The following is a 17833-nucleotide window of genomic DNA, read 5'->3' on the forward strand; positions in this document are numbered from 1 at the left end:
CTGCAAACGCTACCCAACGAGCGCCCGTTCCAGACAGCCCGGATCCTGCTCAGATCACTCTATTCAGTCGGTGCGGGACCGCAGGACCATGATCAATAGGATGACGAGCCCGATACCGACCAGCCCGGCGCCGATCAGGGCCACCGGCAGGATGCGGAACGTGTCCAGCACCTTCTGCTGCGTCGGCGCCGCGTCGTCCGCGGTGAAGGTCACCGTCACGGTCACGGTGTACAGGTCGACGTCCTTGCCGGCGTCCTCGCCGATGGCGACGGTGCCCGGTATCGACAGTGGTGCGTTGCCCGGCGCCGGGTCGAGCGTCGCGCCGACGCTCACCGTGGCGCCGGCCGCCGCAGGGGTCGACGGGCGCCGCAGCGTGCACCTCGTCGGGTCGAGGAAGCCCAGCGGCACGGGCAGCGTGGCCTCGCTGTTGTCGTCCTCGGGCAGCACGACCCGGCCGGTCGAGCCGTCCAGGCAGTCCAGGTCGAGCACGACGGGGCCGCCGCGGCCGCTGGTGCTGCCCGCGAACCGGACCGTGACCTGCAGCTGGTGCGCCTCGTCGAACAGGTAGGTCGCGGTGCACTTCGCGGCCGGCTCGGCGGCGGTGAGCGGCACGACGTCGGCGCCGACGTTGGGCACGTCCTGCGACTCGCCCGGGTCGCAGGCGAACGAGCTGAGCCGCCAGCTGCCGTCGACGGTGGCGAGCGGCGGCAGCGGTGTCACCAGGTATTCGCCGAGCGGCAACGCGCCGGGCACGCCCTGGGCGATCGCGGCCTCGCCGAAGGCGGTGGTGGTCGCGACGCCGGACCAGCCGGGCGAGCCCTGGGTGCGCGGCGCGATCACGAACGACGCCGCGCCGATGCCGCCGACGGTCACGGACCGCAGCTGGATGGCGCCGCCCTTGCGGGTGACCCGCAGGGTGCAGTCGGTGGGCGTGCCGGCGGCCACCATGACCGTGACGGTCAGCCCTTCGGGCTTGAGCTCGGTCCCGCCGCAGCCGGCCCCGGCGAGGGTCCACGCGGCGGCCTCGCCGGCGGGAGCGGTGAGCGTCACCGGGTAGGCGCCCGGCAGCAGCGTGGACAGGTCGGCGCCGACTGCGACGGTCGCGGAGCCGTCACCGGTCGGAGCGGCCTGCAGCAGCCGCGGCGGGTCGGCGCCGCCGCCGGATGCGACGGACACGTTGAACGCGCCGCCGGGCGCGTCGCCGAACAGCCGCAGCGTCAGCCCGGCCGGCGCGACCGGCGGGGTGTAGGTGAACGTGCAGGTGACGACCTCACCGGCGGCGAGGGTCACGGTGGCGGTCCCGGTCGGGACGTCGGTCGCGGTGAGGCTGCGCCCGGCGCCGCTCTTCGCGCAGCTCAGGTCGGTGAGGGTCCAGCCGGCCGGGGTCCGCGACACGACCGTGCCGGGCGTCCCGCCGGAGCTGCGCACCAGGGTCGCGTCGGTGGTCGCGTCGGCGTGGATCCGCTTGTCGGCGGTGTAGCTCGCGGAGGCGTCGAAGGCGAAGCGCTGCGGGTAGCCGGTGGGCGTGGCGGTGCGGGCCTTCACCACCAGCGTGCCCGGCGCCTGCGCGGACTTCACGTAGTACGCGAAGCAGAACACGTGCCGCGTCCCGGCCGGGAAGCCGAGCCACTGCACGTTGCCGCCGGCGTGCCCGTCGGCGGCGCAGCGCAGGGCGCCGAAGCCGTAGCCGGGCCGCGCGGCGGCGAGCAGCGGATCGCCGGGCGTGCCGCCCTGCACCCAGAGCTGCCGGTGCGTGGACGCGCTGGCCTGCTCCGGCGACAGCTGCATGGTCACCGCGCCGTCGATGAGCTTGTCGGTCTTGTACCCCGCGGCGTCCAGCAGCGGCACCTGCGCCACGGTCTCGCCGGAGTCCACGGCGGGCGTCGTCACCGTCGACAGCGCGCCCTTCTTCTCCTGACCGGGTCCCAGTGAGAAATGCCATCCGGGCAGCGCGGTGCAGCCGCTGCCGTTGGCGGCCTCGACGGCCGGGTCGACCGCCTGGCCGTCCTTGTACGCGTTGCCCCGGCCCGGCGCGGTCGCCGCCTCCATCCGGTCGTCACGGACCCGGTTGGCCATGACGTCGGCGTAGGAGTCGCAGGACCGCGCCACGAACGTGATCTGGTAGCGCAACGACGCGGAGACCGAGGCCGGCTGCTCGCCTTCACGGGCGTGCCCGGGCACCGCGGGCAACAGGACAGCGAGGAGCACGCCGACAACGAGCATCGACGCGGCTCGAAATGAGACGTTTGTCAATGCGCCCCCCAAACTCGCCATCGACTCCCGTTCCGCTTGAGTATGCGCCGCCGATACATGCGTATGCTCGCAGGACGGCAACGTTTCGCACACTTTCAGGGAGTCACGGTGGCCGAGGAAGCGCTGTTCAAGGTCGTCCGCGGCACGCCGACGGCCGAAGAGGTCGCGGCGATCGTGGGCGTGTTGTTCAGCCGGCCGGCCGCCGCGGCGGCTCCGGCTCCGGCTCCGGTGTCCCGCTGGCGGCAGAGCGCCCGGCCAGGGTCTCGTCCCCGCTGGAAGTAGGCCCTCCCGCCGGCGGCCCGTCCGCCGCGGGCGCCTCGTCCCGGGTCTCGTCCCGGGCGGGGGGCCGCTCCCGGTGGCCTCCGGCGCGGGATCGCGATCGGCGGCAGCGCCGGCAAGGTCGGCCAGCGCCGCGCCTCGCGCTCGTCGAGCAGGTGCTCGGCCTCGGCGAGCGTCGGCAGGTCCGCCACGAGCTGCTGCCCGCAGGACCGGCAGATGAGCGCGGCGCCCGGGACCCGGTCGAAGCAGAACGGGCACTGCCGCTGATCGAGGGACCGGCCGCGCTCCACGCCGATCCAGGTCATGAACTTGATGATCACGAACAGGGCGACCGCCAGCAGCATGAACTGGAGCAGGTCGTTGAGGAACACGCCGTACCTGATCGGCGTGCGGTGCAGCGTGATCTCCAGCTTCTGGAAGTCGGGCTCGCCGACGACGGAGGCGACCGCCTGCAGGAACAGGTTGGTCACGAACGACTGGACGAGCGTGGCGAACGCCGAGCCGATGATGAAACCCAAAGCCAGGTCCAGGACCGTGCCACCGATCGCGATCGCCTTGAACTCCGCCCAGAGCTTCCGCATGGCCGCGATGGTACTAACGTCCGTCCCGTGAAGACCTTCATCCTCGCCTCGGCCAGCCCCGCCCGCCGCAAGCTGCTGCAGTCCGCGGGCATCGACCCACGGGTCATCGTCAGCGGCGTCGACGAGGCCGCGGTCGAGGCCTCCGGCGACGCCGCCCTGGCGGGCACCCTCGCCGAGCTCAAGGCCCAGGCGGTCGCCGAGTCGCTGGACCCGTCCCTCAAGGGGGCGCTCGTGCTCGGCTGCGACTCGATGCTGGCCTTCGACGGCGAGGCCCTCGGCAAGCCCGTCGACGCCGCCGACGCGGTGGCCCGCTGGAAGGCGATGCGGGGGCGCTCCGGCGTGCTGCAGACCGGGCACTGCCTGATCGACACGGCGACGGGGAACAACACGTCGAAGACCGTCGAGACGATCGTGCACTTCGCCGAGCCCAGCGACGAGGAGCTCGACGCGTACGTGGCGACCGGCGAGCCGCTGCACGTGGCCGGCGCGTTCACCATCGACGGCCTCGGCGGCGTGTTCATCGAGCGCATCGAGGGCGACCACGGCAACGTCGTCGGGTTGTCGCTGCCGACGCTGCGGGTGCTGATGGCGATCCTCGGCGTTCGGCTGACCGACTACTGGTCGGGCAGGATCGAGCGATGACGAGACAGACGCTTCCCCTCACCGACGCGCTGCACGCCTACGTCGTCGCCAACGGCAGCGAGCCCGACGACCTGGTGCGGGACCTGATCGCGGAGACCGCGGCGGCGCTGCCGCACGACGCCGGCATGCAGGTCGCGCCCGAGCAGGCCGCGCTGCTGACCCTCCTGACCCGGATCACCGGGGCACGGCGGGCCCTCGAGATCGGCACGTTCACCGGGCTGTCGTCGATCGCGATCGCCCGCGGGCTCGCCGACGGCGGGCGGCTGACCTGCCTCGACGTGTCGGAGGAGTTCACGTCGATGGCCCGGCGGTACTGGCGGCGCGCCGGCCTCGACGACCGCGTCGAGCTGCGGATCGGCCCGGCCGCGCAGACCCTCGCCGCGCTGCCCGCCGAGCCGCACCTCGACCTGGTCTTCATCGACGCGGACAAGACCGGTTACCTCGGCTACTGGGAGGCGGTCGTGCCCCGCACCAGGCCCGGCGGCCTGATCCTGGTCGACAACGTGCTGCGGCACGGCCACATCATCGACCCGGACCCGGGCGACGAAGGCACCCTCGCGATGGTCGAGTTCAACCGTCGGGTCCTGGCCGACGACCGGGTCGACTCGATGATCCTGCCGATCGCCGACGGGCTCACACTGGCTCGACGGCTCTGACCGGCACCGGTGGCAGGGTGGCGCGGTCCAGCCGCGCCACCACCACCACACTGAGCAGCAGGAACCCGGGCACGAGCAGGAATGCGGTGTGCGGGCCGACCGCGTCGGCGATCGCCCCCAACGCGAACGGGGCGACGGCAAAGGAGATCCCGACGGCGAAGGAGGCCCGCGCGGCGGCGAGGTCCGGCTGCCCGTCGGAGTGCGCGAGCGCCAGCCCGATGCCGAGCGGGTAGTGCAGGCCGACGCCCAGCCCGCAGACGAACAGGCCGGAGACCGCCAGCCACGGCACCGTCGCCGACCAGAACAGCGCGAAGCCCGCCGCCGACACGCCGAGGGCCGCCAGGAGCATGCGGGTCGGCCGGTACCGCAGCAGCAGCCGCCCGCCGATGATCCTTCCGGCGACCATCCCGGCGATCATCATCGACACCGCCGCGGTGGCCACCCCCGCCGACACGTCGGCGTGGGCCCGCAGCACGTCACTGCCCCACAGCGTCAGGCAGACCTCGACCGAGCCCGTCGCGAACAGGCTCGTCGCGGCCAGCCAGTAGGTGGTGGGGAGCCTGCGGACGCGCTTGCCGTCGGCGGTGACGACCTGGAGGGGCTCGGGTGCCCGTACCCCGGCGAACACCGCCAGCAACAGGGTGGGGACGACCACGAGCACCAGCCCGACCCGCCACCCCAGGCCGATGCCGTAGGCCAGGCCGACGACCAGCGGGGCGACCAGGCCGACCGCGGCGGCCGCGGCGTTGGCCTCGCTGATCGCGGCCGGGCCGGCGGTGCCGTGGTGCTCGGTGAGGGCCGCGACGACCCCGTTGACCAGCAGCGACCCGCCGAAGCTCGCGAGCGTCGCGAAGGTGAGGGTCAGCGCCAGGTGGTGCGCGGCGAACATGCCCACGGCGGCGGCACTGATCAGCGTCAGGCCGCCCCAGATGAGGCGGTTGCGGCCGTACCTGCGGGTCAGGGCGGGGATGACCGCGCCGCCGATGATGCCGCCGACCGCGAAGCCGGTGCCGTGCAGGCTCGCGAGGGTGCGGCTGATGTGCAACTCGTCGCGCAGCAGCGGGGCCACCGGCCCGAACCCGTAGAGGAAGTAGCACCACAGGGACAGCTGCACATAGATGACCCAGGTGAGACGGTCACGGACGAGTCGCGGCACCACCTGACGGTGTCACGGCCCCTCCCAAGGTTGGAAGGGGCCGAGACGGTGACGGTCGTTACCGGTACAGTTTCTTGCCTCGGCGGCCTATCGGCCGGAAGAGCAGTGGGGGTTCCCACCCACACCCCCATGCGACGCTGCGCGCCGCACTCAAGCGTTGCCTAGCGGACGCCTCGGGCGAAGGCGCGGGAGGCCCACACGACGGTGATCAGGGTCAGCCCGCCGATCACGACGGCGGCCTGCCAGACCGAGTCCGCGCCCGCGTCGCCGGCGAACAGGGCCCGGACGCCGTCGGTGGCCCAGGAGAACGGGTTCCAGTCGGCGACCCGCTTGAGCCAGGTCGGGGCGAACGTGAGCGGCAGCAGGATGCCGGCCGTCAGCAGCAGCGGCTGCGAGATCGTGTTGAGCAGCGGCGCCAGGGCGTCCTCACTGCGCAGCTTCAACGAGATCGCGTAGGAGAACGCCGACAGCATCAGCGAGATGATCGCCATCAGCGCGAACGCCGCGAGCACGTCGAGCACGTTGACCTTGAGGCCGAACCCGACGGCGATGATGACGATGAGCGCCGCCTGGAACAGCAGCGACACGACGTCGCGCAGCGAGCGGCCGATCAGCAGGGCCAGGCGGCTGACCGGGGTGACCCTGCTGCGCTCGATGACGCCGGCGCGCAGCTCGGCGATCAGGCCGAAGCCGGTGAACAGCGAGCCGAACATCGCCAGCAGCACCAGCAGGCCGGGGACGAACAGCTTGTACGCCTCGGCGTTGGTCTGCACGCCCAGCGCAGGCTTGAGCAGCGGCGCGAAGAGCAACAGGTAGAACAGCGGCTGGACGACCCCGACGATCAGCCACACCGGCTGGCGGAGCATGAGCTGCATCTGGCGGGCAAAGACGAGCCAGGTGTCGCGGAGGAATTTCATCGCTACTCAGCTTTCCCGAAGTGAACGGCCGGTCTTGGTGAGGAAGACGTCGTCCAGGCTGGGGCGGTGCAGCTCCATCTGCTTGAGCTGCACGCCGGCGGTGTCCAGGACGCGAAGGATGTGCGGGATCGCCACGGCGCCCTCGTCGACATACAGCCGCAGCGAGTGGTCCTGGTTCTCCTCGATCTTGCGGACGTAGTCCTGGCCCTTGAGCAGGTCGGTGGCGGCCTTCGCGGCGCCGTTGACGCCGACCGTGACCACGTCGCCGGCGACCTCGCGCTTGAGGTCGTCGACCGTGCCCTCGGTGACGATCTCGCCGTGGTCCATGATCGCGATCCGGTCGCAGAGGGCGTCGGCCTCGTCGAGGTAGTGCGTGGTGATGAAGACGGTCATGCCCTCGTCGCGCAGGCGGCGCACCTCGTCCCACATGTGGGCGCGGCTCTGCGGGTCGAGCCCGGTGGTCGGCTCGTCGAGGAACACCACCTTCGGCCCGTGGATGATGCCGAGCGCGATGTCGACCCGCCGGCGCTGGCCACCGGAGTAGGTCTTCGTCTTGCGGTCCGCGTATTCGGTGAGCTGGAACGCCTCCAGGGCCTTCTTCGCCCGCTGCTGCGCCTCGGCCTTGTGGATGCCGTAGAAGCGGGCCTGCAGCACCAGCTCCTCACGGGCGGTGCTCTCGTCCCAGGTGCTGCCGCCCTGGGCGACGTAGCCGATCCGGCGGCGCACCTCGCCGGGGTGCTTCAGCAGGTCCGCGCCGGCGATGACGGCCTCGCCGCCGTCGGGCGTGATGAGCGTGGCCAGCATCCGCAGCGTCGTGGTCTTGCCGGCGCCGTTGGGGCCGAGGAAGCCGTAGATCTCCCCCTCCTTGACGGAGAGATCGACCCCCCGCACCGCTTCGACGACCTTGGTCTCGCGACCGGCCCGTGAGCGGTACGACTTCCGCAGACCCTTCGTCTCGATCATGACGGTCTCCCCTGTCGTCTCGTGTCTCGCAGGGTCAACCTAACGCGATATAGTTCTACTAGTCAAGACAGATATATATCGCGTTTCAATCCTCGTCCTCGTCGACCGGCTCGCCGAATTGCTCGCGGATCGCCTTGCGCCACGCCTCGGCGCCGTGCTCCTCGGAGTCCTCGGCGAAGTGCGAACCCTCTCCGGCCTCGACCCGGGCGGCGACGTCGTGGCACCAGCGGGCCTCCGCCTCGGACCGCAGCATGGTCAGCTCGAACTGCCAGCCCACGTGCGGCGGCTTGCCGACGGCCCATTCGTCGCCGCTATCGCGATAGGTCGCCACCCAGCTCTCCAGGAGCCTCGCGCGGGCCCGCAGCGCGCCGACCGCCTCGGCCCGCGGCAGCGACGGCAGGAACGCGAACGCGGCCAGGAACGGGTCGACCGGCTCGGCGTACTCCCACCAGTACCGCCGCAGCATCGTCTGGTATTCGACCTCGCCGGCCTTCGTCAGCTGATACCTGGTGCGGGCCGGACGCCCGTCCACCTGCTCGGTGTCGACCGCCTCGAGCAGGCCCTCCTCGGTCATCCGGCGCAGCGCGTGATAGATCGAGCCCGGCTGCACGTTGGCCCAGCTCTCAACGTTCCAGCTGGTCAACTCCTTGCGGATGTCGTAGCCGTGGACGGGCTGGAGGTAGGAGATCAGCCCCATGATCATCAGACGCGTAGTAGACACGACACTATCGTAATGGTGTTTCTTGACTACGGCACTCAGTGACATTGTTGGCAGCGGTCCCCGCCGAGCAGGTCGCCTAGACTGCGCTGGAGGGTTACCCGAGGGAGCGTTCAGCGTGCGCAAGGTTCTCATCGCCAACCGTGGCGAGATCGCCGTCCGCGTCATCCGCGCCTGCCGCGATGCCGGTCTGGCCAGTGTCGCGATCTACGCCGACTCGGACCGCGACGCGCTGCACACCCGCCTCGCCGACGAGGCCTACGCGCTCGGCGGCGACACCGCCGCCGCCTCGTATCTGCGCATCGAGAAGGTCATCGAGGTCGCCGTCGCGGCCGGCGCCGACGCCGTGCACCCCGGCTACGGGTTCCTCTCCGAGAACGCCGCCTTCGCCCAGGCGGTCATCGACGCCGGGCTGACCTGGATCGGGCCCACCCCGCAGGCCATCCGCGACCTCGGCGACAAGGTGACCGCCCGGCACATCGCGCAGCGGGCCGGCGCGCCCCTCGTCCCCGGCACCGCCGAGCCCGCCCGCGACGCCGACGAGATCGTCGCGTTCGCCCGGGAGCACGGCCTGCCCGTCGCCATCAAGGCCGCCTTCGGCGGTGGCGGCCGCGGCCTCAAGGTCGCCCGCACCATCGAGGAGATCCCGGCCCTGTTCGAGTCCGCGACCCGCGAGGCCGTCGCCGCGTTCGGGCGGGGCGAGTGCTTCGTCGAGCGGTATCTCGACCAGCCCCGCCACGTCGAGGCCCAGGTCCTCGCCGACCAGCACGGCAACGTGATCGTCGTCGGCACCCGCGACTGCTCACTGCAGCGCCGCCACCAGAAGCTGGTCGAGGAGGCGCCCGCGCCGTTCCTCACCGACGCCCAGCGCACCCAGATCCACGAGTCGGCGAAGGCCATCTGCCGCGAGGCCGGCTATCACGGCGCCGGCACCGTGGAATACCTGGTCGGCAACGACGGCACGATCTCCTTCCTGGAGGTCAACACCCGCCTGCAGGTCGAGCACCCGGTCAGCGAGGAGACCGCCGGCATCGACCTGGTCCGCGAGCAGTTCCGCGTCGCCGACGGCGAGAAGCTCCGCTTCGACGCCGACCCCGAGCCGCGCGGGCACTCCATCGAGTTCCGCATCAACGGCGAGGACCCGGGCCGCGGCTTCCTGCCCGCCCCCGGCACCGTCACCGTCCTGCGGCTGCCGACCGGCCCCGGCGTCCGCGTCGACGCCGGCATCGAGTCCGGCAGCGTCATCGGCGGCAACTTCGACTCGCTGCTGGCCAAGGTCATAATCACCGGGGAGACCCGCGAGCAGGCCCTGGAGCGGGCCCGCCGCGCCCTCGACGAGATGGTCGTCGACGGCATGGCCACCGCGCTGCCCTTCCACCGCGCCGTCCTGCGCGACGAGGCCTTCACCGCGTCGCCGTTCCGGGTGCACACCCGCTGGATCGAGACCGAGTGGGTCAACACGGTCCCGCCGTTCACCGCGCCCGCCGCAGACCTGCCCGCCGCCGAGGAGCGCTCGACGGTCGTCGTGGAGGTCGGCGGCAAGCGCCTGGAGGTCTCGCTGCCGGCCGGCTTCGGCGCGGGCGCCGCCCCCGTTGCCGCCGGCGCACCGCGCCGGCGCTCGACCCCCAAGAAGCAGTCCGGCGCCGCCGGCGGCGACGCGCTCACCAGCCCCATGCAGGGCACCATCGTCAAGATCGCGGTCGCGGAGGGCGACACCGTCGCCGAGGGCGACCTGATCGTCGTGCTGGAGGCGATGAAGATGGAGCAGCCCCTCAACGCTCACAAGTCCGGCGTCGTCACCGACCTGTCGGCCGCCGTCGGTGAGGTCGTCTCCGCCGGCGCCGTCATCGCGACCCTGAAGTAGCCCGCTCCGCCGCGTGGGCGCCCGAGCTGGCGTGCAGCGGCACGGCGACCACGGCCGTGCCGTAGGCGCACATCTCCGCCCAGGTGTTGGTGAAGTCGCGGTGGTGGAAGCGCATCCCGACCACGGCGTTCGCGCCGCGCTGCTCCGCCACGTGCACCATCTGCCCGACCGCCTTGGCCCTGGTCTGCACCAGGAACTGCGACATGTCCATTCCCGGCCCGCCCTCGGTGGACCGCAGCCCCGCCGCGAACGGGTTCCGCGACGTGGGGCACACGCCCAGCACCTCGCCGAGCACCGTGGTGATCTCGTACCCCGGTAAGCCTTCAGTGGTTACAACTAACACAAATGAATCGTATGCCCATATGTACGGTTTAGGGTGCATCTACTGTGAACCACCCCACTGCTCCCCTGCGTCCGGGACAATTCCTCGTCAGCCCTGGCCGGGGGTGGCAGTGGGGTTGACGGTGATGCCGGCGGCGAAGCGGATCAGGTCGGGCTCCGGCAGCGGCACCCGCACCGCGGACTGCACCACGAGCAGCCGCCCGTCGCCCAGGTCGACCTGCAGCGCGAGGTAGCCGCCGGCCGGGTCGGTCAGCGTGCCCGGGTGGCCGGCGACGTCGACCCGGCGGCCCGGGGACTGCTCGCCGGTCACGCCCAGCATCACGGTGATCTTGCCGACGAAGGACTGGTCGAAGGCGACGTCCGCGGGGCAGAAGGTCACGGCGGCGGGGCTGACGTTGTCGATGGTGTAGCCGTCGGGGACGAGGGCGAACGTGAACGGCGCCGGCGCGGTGACCGGGACGGGCACGAGGCTCTTGGCGAACCCGGCCAGGCGGTCCACCGGCACCCGGGGGGACGCCCGCAGCTCGAACCACTGCTCGGCGCTCTCCTGCCACACCAGCGAGAGCTCCGGGCCGCCGGCGTCGTCGGACCACTCGACGGCGTGGCCGGGGTGGCCGCGGACCGTGAGGGGGGTGGTGCCGGTCGCGGTGGCCAGCACCGCCGGGCGGGCCGGGCTCGCGGTCACGGTGGCGGTGACGCCGCCGGTGCCCGGCAGCGGCTGGGTCGGAGGGTCGGCAGCCCCGCGGCGAGCCGCACCTCGGCCGGGCCGGGCGGCGGCGTCGTGCCCGGGTCGGCGGGCAGGCTGAGGGGGAACGTGACGGTCGCGGGGGTGGCCGGCTCGCTCAGCGTGGACGGCGCGGCGACCGTCATGGGCGCGGTGGCGAGCCGTAGCGGCAGGGTAGCGCCGGCGCCGGCGAGCACCGTGACGACCGCGGCGAGCAGGACGCGGGTGCGCCGCGTGCGGCGCCGGCTCTCCCTGCGCACGGCGGTGAGCAGGGTCGCGCCGGGCGGGGCGTCGGCGGCGTGGCGCTCCAGCAGGTCGCGGACGCGATGTTCGACGTCGCTCATGCCCCGCCTCCACGGAAGCTCACTGACACGTCTGCGCGGAAGGTCACTGGCACGTCTGCACGGAAGCTCATGCTCCGCCTCCATGGAAGGTCACTGGCACGTCTGCACGGAAGCTCATGACTTGTCTCCACGGGAGCCGAAGGAGGCCGGCACGGGGGTCAGCACGGACCGGAGCCGGTGCAGTGCGTGGAACGCGTGGACGCGGACGGTTGCCTGGGCGCACCCGAGCAGCCTGGCGATCTCGGCGTCGGGAAGGTCCTCGTAGTAGCGCAGGACGACCACGGCACGCTGCGAGCGGGGCAGCGTGTGCAACGCGGTCCACAGCTCGTCGGCGTCGGCCACCCGGTCGGCGAGGTCACCACCGGCCGGGCCGTCGGGTGGCTCGGCGACCGGCCGTTCGGTGCTCGCGCGGCGGCGGCGCCACGACAGGTACTGCCGCAGGATCACCCGGCGCACGTACGGCTCCGGACCGTCCTCGCCGGTGATGGCGTGCCAGCGGCGGTGCGCCCGCACGAGGGCCTCCTGGGTCAGGTCCTCGGCGAGGTGCCGGTCCCCGGTCAGCAGATAGGCGAACCGGAGCAGCGACGCGCTGCGACCCGTCACGAAGTCGTCGAAGTCCTGCACACAGCACCCCCTCACCTCCTAGACGAGGCCGGGTGCCCGGGCGTTTATGGCGATTCCTCGGGAGTCGGATCGTTGTACTGCCCGGAGCGCCCCGCATAGGGCCGGCCGTCGACGATCGGCCACGGGTTGGCGACGCAGCCGTGCAGCCCGAGGGTCTGCTGCTGCATGACGGGCGCCGGGCGCCCGGGGCCGGGGCACAGCTCGTGGCCGCGGCCGAGGCGGTGACCGGTCTCGTGGTTGACCACATACTGCCGGTAGGCGGTGAGGTCGGCGCCGTACCCGGGAATGCCGCGCGCCCAGCGTGCCACGTTGACGACGACGGTGTTGCCGTTCCTGCACGAGGTGTACCGGTCGTAGCCGTTGCCGCACAGCACGTCGCGGGTCGCCGGGGTGGCGAGGTAGATGGTGTAGTCGAACCGTTCGCCCTGGCCGGCCCGGCGCAGCCGCCAGTTGCCGGTGGCGGGCCAGCTGCGCGTGTCGGCGTAGATGAGCTCGACGGCGTCGCCGAACGTGGCGGCGTCCACGCCGGTGATGCCGCGCTCGACCCCGACCCGGTAGCTCAGCAGCGTGCCCTTGCCCCCGACGACCGGCCCGGCGGCCTGGGCGAAGTCGAACTGCCCGCCGCCCTCGACGGGGTACCTGATGACGGGCACGTCGACGGTGGCCGGCCCCCGCGTGGGAGCGGGGGCCGAGGACACCACCGGCGACACCGCGGGCGACACCGCGGGCGCCGAGTAGGACGGCGTGGACGAGCAGCCGGCCACGAGGGCGAGCAGGACGACGATCCGGAAGATCCGCACACCTGGACTGACGCACCGGTCGCGCCCGCCTGTTTATGGGGCCGAGCACACTTCCGACAACGCGGCGACCGCCGACCCGATCGGCAGCACCCCCGACAGCGCACCGGGATCGCGCGGGCGCAGCGACACCGCGCCGTCGGCGGCCTCCCGTTCGCCGACGACCGCGACGTACGGCACCTTGCGCGCCACCGCCTGGCGGATCCGGGCGCCGAGGCTGCCCGCGTGCCACTCCTCGACCCGCAGGTCGGCGGCGCGGCAGGCGCGCAGGAACTCGCCGCCGGCGCAGGCGTCGGAGACGGGGAGCACGGCCACCTGCAGCGGCGCGTACCAGGCCGGGAACGCCCCGTCGTGCACCTCGATGAGGTGCGCGAAGAGCCGTTCCATGCTGCCGGCGACGCTGCGGTGCACCATGACCGGGCGGCGCCGCTCGCCACCGGCGTCCACATAGGACAGGTCGAAACGGGCCGGCTGGAAGTAGTCGACCTGCACGGTCGCGAGGGTGCTCTCCCGGCCGGCGTGGTCGAGCAGCTGCACGTCGACCTTCGGGCCGTAGAAGGCCGCCTCCCCGGGAGCCTCCACATAGGACACGCCGGCGTCGTCGAGGGCGGCACGCAGGACCGAGGACGCCTTGTCCCACATGGCGGGGTCGTCGACGTACTTGCCGCCCTCGCCGCGCAGCGACAGCCGGAACGACGAGGGCTTGAAGCCGAGCGCCTCGTGCGCCACCCGCATGAGCCGCAGCGACTCGACGACCTCGCCGTGCACCTGCTCCTCGGTGCAGAAGACATGCCCGTCGTTGAGGGATATCGCCCGGACCCGCGACAGTCCACCGAGGACACCGGAGCGTTCGGCGCGGTACTGCCCGCCGATCTCACCGATGCGCAGCGGCAGTTCGCGGTAGGAGCGGCCGCGCGCGTTGAACACGGCCGCGTGGTGCGGGCAGAGGCTGGGGCGCAGCACGAACGCGTCGTGCTCGCTCAACGCCATCGGCGGGAACATGTCGTCGGCGAAATGCGGCAGGTGCCCGGACCTGACGTACATCTCGCGTTTCGCCAGGGGCGGCGAGTAGACGTGCTGATAGCCGTTGCGGCGTTCGAGGGCGTGGAGGTAGTCCTCCACGGCGCGGCGGGCGGCGGCACCGGCGGGCAGCCACAGCGGCAGCCCGGCGCCGACGAGCGGGTCGGAGTGGAACAGTTCGAGGTCGCGGCCGAGTTTGCGATGGTCCTGCATGAGGAGGCTCCCTGTGACAGGGGGGCGCGGCACCTCGGGCGCACGAAAATGCTCCGGAGCGCAGGCGCCCCGGAGCATGGCTGAACGACGAGTGTCAGCGCCGCCGGGGTGGACCCGGCGTCGTCGTGGACAGTGCGCTGCGACTCATGCCCCCGAGAATAGCGCGCCACGGTCGCGGCGCGACGGGTATAAACGTTCGGTGCCTGAAGGTCACACCATCCACCGCCTCGCCGGGCGGCACCGCGCGCTGTTCGCCGGCCGCGCCGTTGCGGTCAGCAGCCCACAGGGCCGGTTCGCCGACGGCGCCGCCCGCGTCGACGGGCGGGTACTGCTGGGCACCTCCGCCCACGGCAAACACCTGCTGCACCACTACGAGGGCGACGTGACGCTGCACGTCCACCTCGGGCTGTACGGCAAGTTCACCGACGGCGACGCGGACCCGCCGCCGGCCGTCGGGGAGGTGCGGCTGCGGATGGCCAACGGCGCGCACTGGCTCGACCTGCGCGGCCCGACGGCGTGCGAGCTGCTCGACCCGCTGCAGGTCGAGGCCCTGCACGCCCGGCTCGGCCCGGACCCGCTCAGCGACGTCGACGACGGCGGGGTGGCGGCGTACACCATCATCAAGAAATCCGACCGGCCGCTGATGGCACTGCTGATGGATCAGTCGGTGGTCGCCGGGGCTGGCCTCATCTACGTGACGGAGGCCCTGTTCCGGGCCCGGCTGCGCCCCACGGTCCCCGGCCGGCGGCTGACCCGCCCGCGGTGGAACGCGATCTGGCAGGATCTGCGGATGCTGATGCGCGCCGGTGTACAGGACGGCCGCATCGACACCGTCCACAGTGTCCACCTGCCCGAGGCGATGGGCCGCGCCCCACGCGTCGACCGGCACGGCGGCGAGGTCTACGTGTACCGCCGCGCGGGCCTGCCCTGCCTGATCTGCGGTACCCCGGTGCGCACGGCGGAGCTCAACGCCCGCAACGCGTACTGGTGCCCGGCGTGCCAGGCGACCCGCTGATGGTCGCCGCCCTGGAGATGCATCTCGACGAGCGCTCCACCCGCCGGATCCGCGTGCTGTGGGACCTGCTGGAGGAGCTCGGCGTGCAGACGCTGCGCACGCCGCACGACGGCAAGCACCGGCCGCACGTCTCGCTGATCGGCGCCCGCGCCCTCGACCCGGACGCGGTCGCCGAGGCCCTGGCACCGGTGCGGGTCGCTACGCCGCTGCGGCTCAACTTCCAGTTCGCCGGGGTGTTCGTCGGCCGGGTCATGTTCCTGGGCCTGGCGCCGACCCCGGACCTGATGCGCCACCAGGCCGACGTGTGGCGGCACCTCACGGGCGCCGGCATCGAGAGCCTGCCCCTGTACGACCCCGGCGAGTGGGTCCCGCACTGCACCGTGTCCATGCGGGTGCCGCGCCCGATCCTCACCGAGGCGCTGCGCCGCTGCCTGGAGGTCCTGCCCATCGAGGCCACGGTCACCAGGGCCGCGGTCGTCGACTACGCCCGCGACATCTACCGGGAGCTGCCCTAGTCCTCGGCGTGGAGCATCAGCTGCCGCGCCGCCTCCGCGACCGAGCCGGAGATCGACGGGTAGATCGTGATGGTGTGGGCGAGCTGGTCGACGCTCAGGTGGTTCTCGACCGCCATCGCGATCGGCATGATCAGCTCGCTCGCCTTCGGCGCGACCACGACCCCGCCGACGACCAGCCCCGACGCCGGCCGGCAGAAGATCTTCACGAACCCGTCGTCGAGCCCGTCCATCTTCGCCCGGGCGTTACCGGCGAGGGGCAGCATGACCGACCGCGCCGGGACCTTGCCGCTGTCGATGTCGGACTGCGTGATGCCGACGGAGGCCAGCTCGGGGTCGGTGAACACGTTCGCGGCGACGGTGCGCAGCTTCAGCGGCGCGACGGCCTCGCCCAGCGCGTGCCACATCGCGATGCGGCCCTGCATGGCGGCGACACTGGCCAGCGGCAGCAGCCCGGTGCAGTCGCCCGCGGCGTAGATGCCGGGGACGTTGGTGCGCGACACCCGGTCGACGGTGACGTAGCCGCCGGGGGCGACCTCGACGCCGTACTCCGTCAGCCCGAGCGTGGCCGTCTGCGGCACGGAGCCGACCGCCATCAGCACGTGCGAGCCCTCCACGGAGCGGCCGTCGGCGAGCTCGACCACGACCCCGCCGTCGACCCGGCGGGCGGCGGCCGCGCGGGAGTTGTTGAGGATCGTCATGCCACGCGCCCGGAAGACCCGCTCGATCGCCATGGCGGCGTCGGGGTCCTCGTGCGGCATGACCCGGTCCCGGCTGGAGACCAGTGTCACGGCGATGCCCATCGCCAGATACGCCGAGGCGAACTCGGCGCCCGTGACGCCGGACCCGACGACGATGAGGTGCTCGGGCAGCTGCGGCAGGTCATACACCTGGCGCCAGTCGAGGATCCGCTCGCCGTCCGGCACCGCGGTCGGCAGCACCCTGGGCGTCGCGCCGGAGGCCAGCAGTACCGTTGAGGCCGCAATCACATACGGAGCGTTACCGCCGGCGGGTGTGATCTGCACCGCATGAGTGTGACCCAGCGTGTCCTCACCGAGGCGCGCTGTGCCCGTGACGAACTCAACACCCGCTTTGAGCAATTTCGAGTGGATGTCGCCCGACTGCGCCGCGGCCAGCCGCTTCACCCGCCGGTGCACCGCCGGACCGTCGACCCGCACGTCGTCGCCGGGCGGCCCCATGACGCCGAACTCCTCGGTGTCCAGGTGCGCGGTGACCACGCTCGAGCTGGCGATGAAGGTCTTGGACGGCACGCAGTCGTGCAGCACGCACGCGCCACCAGCGCCTTCGGCCTCGATCACGGTGACCTCGGCACCGAGCTGCGCGGCGACCAGGGCCGCCTCATAGCCCGCCGGGCCCCCTCCGATGATCACGATCCGGCCCACGAACGCCACCCCTTCTCACCCCTTGACGCCCTATTGTCCCCCGTCGGCACGCACCCGCGGGCGGCGCCCCAACCGAACGGCCGCACCGCGCCGACGAGTGGATCCGAATCCGACACGCTCTGCAGTATTCTCTCCCGCACCCTGACGGGTTTATCGTCATCGCCGTGCGTCATTACGCCGCGTATGGCTCGAACCTGGACCCAGCCCGCATGCGGGCCTACTGTCCGTATTCGCCGATGATCGGCACCGGCTGGCTGGAAGGCTGGCGGCTGACGTTCGCCGGTGAGGATGTCCTCGGCTGGGAGGGCTCGGTCACCACGATCGTCGAGTCACCCGGCGACCGGGTCTTCGTCGCGCTCTACGACGTCCACCCCAACGACGAGAAGCAGCTCGACGAGGTCGAGGGCGCGCTCGCCGGCACGTACCAGAAGCTGCACCTGCGCGTGGCCACCCTCGACGGCGACGCGACCGCGTGGGTCTACGTCTTCAACGGGTACGAGGGCGGCCTGCCGACGGCCTGGTATCTCGCCGAGATCGCCAACGCGGCCGCGAAGGCCGGCGCGCCGGCGGACTACCTCGACGCGCTGCGCGCCCGGCCCACGAAGACCGCCATGCCGTAGCGGGCCCGGTCTCTCTGCCCGCTTCGCCGGCTACCTTGCCGTTGCGGTTCGCGTGCGGGTTCGGCATGCCCGTAATAGAAAATCCATCACGGCTGCGGCCTTCGTGGTTCCGCGCAGCCTGTCGGCAGCGCGACAGGTAGCGCAGTCACCGTCCGTGCCGTAGTCGCGGTGATCCCAAGCCAGGTCCGAA

At 72.2% G+C, this 17833-nt stretch carries 19 protein-coding genes and 1 pseudogene; 7 read left to right on the plus strand and 13 right to left on the minus strand.

Annotated elements, in window-relative coordinates; all coding sequences use genetic code 11:
• Positions 1-63: 63 nt before the first annotated feature.
• A complete protein-coding gene (locus OHA72_RS02880; RefSeq protein WP_327006308.1) occupies positions 64-2208 on the minus strand; it encodes a prealbumin-like fold domain-containing protein in 2145 nt (714 codons plus the stop codon).
• Between the two features lie 108 nt (positions 2209-2316).
• Between OHA72_RS02880 and OHA72_RS02885 the strand changes: the two genes are divergently transcribed.
• The gene (locus OHA72_RS02885; protein ID WP_327011433.1) at positions 2317-2535 is read left to right on the plus strand and encodes an acyl-CoA carboxylase subunit epsilon; all 219 of its coding nucleotides are present in this window, start codon (positions 2317-2319) and stop codon (positions 2533-2535) included.
• 341 nt (positions 2536-2876) lie between these two features.
• Here OHA72_RS02885 and OHA72_RS02890 read toward each other — a convergent pair.
• Positions 2877-3113, minus strand: a pseudogene (locus tag OHA72_RS02890) (MscL family protein); the annotation flags it as partial.
• Between the two features lie 27 nt (positions 3114-3140).
• Between OHA72_RS02890 and OHA72_RS02895 the strand changes: the two are divergent.
• Positions 3141-3755 (plus strand): Maf family protein, encoded by a 615-nt coding sequence (locus OHA72_RS02895; RefSeq protein ID WP_327006309.1) that lies wholly within the window; start codon positions 3141-3143, stop codon positions 3753-3755.
• Positions 3752-4411 (plus strand): O-methyltransferase, encoded by a 660-nt coding sequence (locus OHA72_RS02900; RefSeq protein ID WP_327006310.1) that lies wholly within the window; start codon positions 3752-3754, stop codon positions 4409-4411. Before OHA72_RS02895 ends, OHA72_RS02900 begins: the two co-directional genes overlap by 4 nt.
• Here OHA72_RS02900 and OHA72_RS02905 read toward each other — a convergent pair.
• From OHA72_RS02905 to OHA72_RS02920, 4 genes are all read right to left on the minus strand, one after another.
• A complete protein-coding gene (locus OHA72_RS02905; RefSeq protein WP_327006311.1) occupies positions 4389-5567 on the minus strand; it encodes an MFS transporter in 1179 nt (392 codons plus the stop codon). The genes OHA72_RS02900 and OHA72_RS02905 overlap by 23 nt on opposite strands.
• 161 nt (positions 5568-5728) lie before the next feature.
• On the minus strand, positions 5729-6484 hold the full coding sequence (locus OHA72_RS02910; RefSeq protein ID WP_327006312.1) for an ABC transporter permease: 756 nt from the start codon (positions 6482-6484) through the stop codon (positions 5729-5731).
• A 6-nt stretch (positions 6485-6490) separates the two neighbouring features.
• Positions 6491-7447, minus strand: a complete 957-nt coding sequence (locus OHA72_RS02915; protein ID WP_327006313.1) for an ATP-binding cassette domain-containing protein — start codon at positions 7445-7447, stop codon at positions 6491-6493.
• Between the two features lie 85 nt (positions 7448-7532).
• Entirely contained in the window at positions 7533-8168 is a 636-nt protein-coding gene (locus OHA72_RS02920) for a PadR family transcriptional regulator (RefSeq protein WP_327006314.1), read from the minus strand.
• A gap of 115 nt (positions 8169-8283) precedes the next feature.
• Between OHA72_RS02920 and OHA72_RS02925 the strand changes: the two genes are divergently transcribed.
• Positions 8284-10029 (plus strand): acetyl/propionyl/methylcrotonyl-CoA carboxylase subunit alpha, encoded by a 1746-nt coding sequence (locus OHA72_RS02925; RefSeq protein WP_327006315.1) that lies wholly within the window; start codon positions 8284-8286, stop codon positions 10027-10029.
• Here OHA72_RS02925 and OHA72_RS02930 read toward each other — a convergent pair.
• From OHA72_RS02930 to thrS, 6 genes are all read right to left on the minus strand, one after another.
• Positions 10010-10372: a heavy metal-binding domain-containing protein gene (locus tag OHA72_RS02930; protein WP_327006316.1), complete on the minus strand. Its 363-nt coding sequence runs from the start codon at positions 10370-10372 to the stop codon at positions 10010-10012. The two genes, OHA72_RS02925 and OHA72_RS02930, sit on opposite strands and share 20 nt — an antisense overlap.
• Before the next feature lie 87 nt (positions 10373-10459).
• A complete protein-coding gene (locus OHA72_RS02935) occupies positions 10460-11056 on the minus strand; it encodes a hypothetical protein (RefSeq protein ID WP_327006317.1) in 597 nt (198 codons plus the stop codon).
• Positions 11053-11439 carry a hypothetical protein gene (locus tag OHA72_RS02940; RefSeq protein ID WP_327006318.1) on the minus strand — a complete coding sequence of 129 codons (387 nt, stop codon included), beginning with the start codon at positions 11437-11439 and terminating at the stop codon, positions 11053-11055. The genes OHA72_RS02935 and OHA72_RS02940 overlap by 4 nt, the downstream gene beginning before the upstream one ends.
• A 114-nt stretch (positions 11440-11553) precedes the next feature.
• Positions 11554-12063 carry a SigE family RNA polymerase sigma factor gene (locus OHA72_RS02945; protein WP_327006319.1) on the minus strand — a complete coding sequence of 170 codons (510 nt, stop codon included), beginning with the start codon at positions 12061-12063 and terminating at the stop codon, positions 11554-11556.
• A 44-nt stretch (positions 12064-12107) separates the two neighbouring features.
• Complete coding sequence (locus OHA72_RS02950) at positions 12108-12863, minus strand: DUF3152 domain-containing protein (protein WP_327006320.1); 756 nt, start codon at positions 12861-12863, stop codon at positions 12108-12110.
• A 33-nt stretch (positions 12864-12896) separates the two neighbouring features.
• A complete protein-coding gene (gene thrS / locus OHA72_RS02955; protein ID WP_327006321.1) occupies positions 12897-14093 on the minus strand; it encodes a threonine--tRNA ligase in 1197 nt (398 codons plus the stop codon).
• 199 nt (positions 14094-14292) lie between these two features.
• On the opposite strand from thrS, the gene OHA72_RS02960 reads away from it, so the two are divergent.
• Positions 14293-15108: an Fpg/Nei family DNA glycosylase gene (locus OHA72_RS02960; RefSeq protein WP_327006322.1), complete on the plus strand. Its 816-nt coding sequence runs from the start codon at positions 14293-14295 to the stop codon at positions 15106-15108.
• Positions 15090-15623 (plus strand): 2'-5' RNA ligase family protein, encoded by a 534-nt coding sequence (locus OHA72_RS02965; RefSeq protein ID WP_327006323.1) that lies wholly within the window; start codon positions 15090-15092, stop codon positions 15621-15623. The genes OHA72_RS02960 and OHA72_RS02965 overlap by 19 nt, the downstream gene beginning before the upstream one ends.
• Here the strand turns inward: OHA72_RS02965 and OHA72_RS02970 are convergent.
• Entirely contained in the window at positions 15620-17023 is a 1404-nt protein-coding gene (locus tag OHA72_RS02970; protein ID WP_327006324.1) for an NAD(P)H-quinone dehydrogenase, read from the minus strand. The two genes, OHA72_RS02965 and OHA72_RS02970, sit on opposite strands and share 4 nt — an antisense overlap.
• Positions 17024-17187: 164 nt before the next feature.
• On the opposite strand from OHA72_RS02970, the gene OHA72_RS02975 reads away from it, so the two are divergent.
• Complete coding sequence (locus tag OHA72_RS02975) at positions 17188-17643, plus strand: gamma-glutamylcyclotransferase family protein (RefSeq protein ID WP_033358353.1); 456 nt, start codon at positions 17188-17190, stop codon at positions 17641-17643.
• The last annotated feature ends 190 nt before the right edge of the window (positions 17644-17833 follow it).

The organism is Dactylosporangium sp. NBC_01737 (assembly GCF_035963215.1).
Classification (GTDB): Bacteria; Actinomycetota; Actinomycetes; order Mycobacteriales; family Micromonosporaceae; genus Dactylosporangium.

What these genes read in the sequence shown, in the direction of transcription:
- OHA72_RS02885 (WP_327011433.1), top strand. Translation starts at nt 2,317, where the DNA reads ATGCTCGCAGGACGGCAACGTTTCGCACACTTTCAGGGAGTCACGGTG.
- OHA72_RS02900 (WP_327006310.1), top strand. Translation starts at nt 3,752, where the DNA reads ATGACGAGACAGACGCTTCCCCTCACCGACGCGCTGCACGCCTACGTC.
- OHA72_RS02910 (WP_327006312.1), bottom strand. Translation starts at nt 6,484, where the DNA reads ATGAAATTCCTCCGCGACACCTGGCTCGTCTTTGCCCGCCAGATGCAG.
- OHA72_RS02915 (WP_327006313.1), bottom strand. Translation starts at nt 7,447, where the DNA reads ATGATCGAGACGAAGGGTCTGCGGAAGTCGTACCGCTCACGGGCCGGT.
- OHA72_RS02940 (WP_327006318.1), bottom strand. Translation starts at nt 11,439, where the DNA reads ATGAGCGACGTCGAACATCGCGTCCGCGACCTGCTGGAGCGCCACGCC.
- thrS (WP_327006321.1), bottom strand. Translation starts at nt 14,093, where the DNA reads ATGCAGGACCATCGCAAACTCGGCCGCGACCTCGAACTGTTCCACTCC.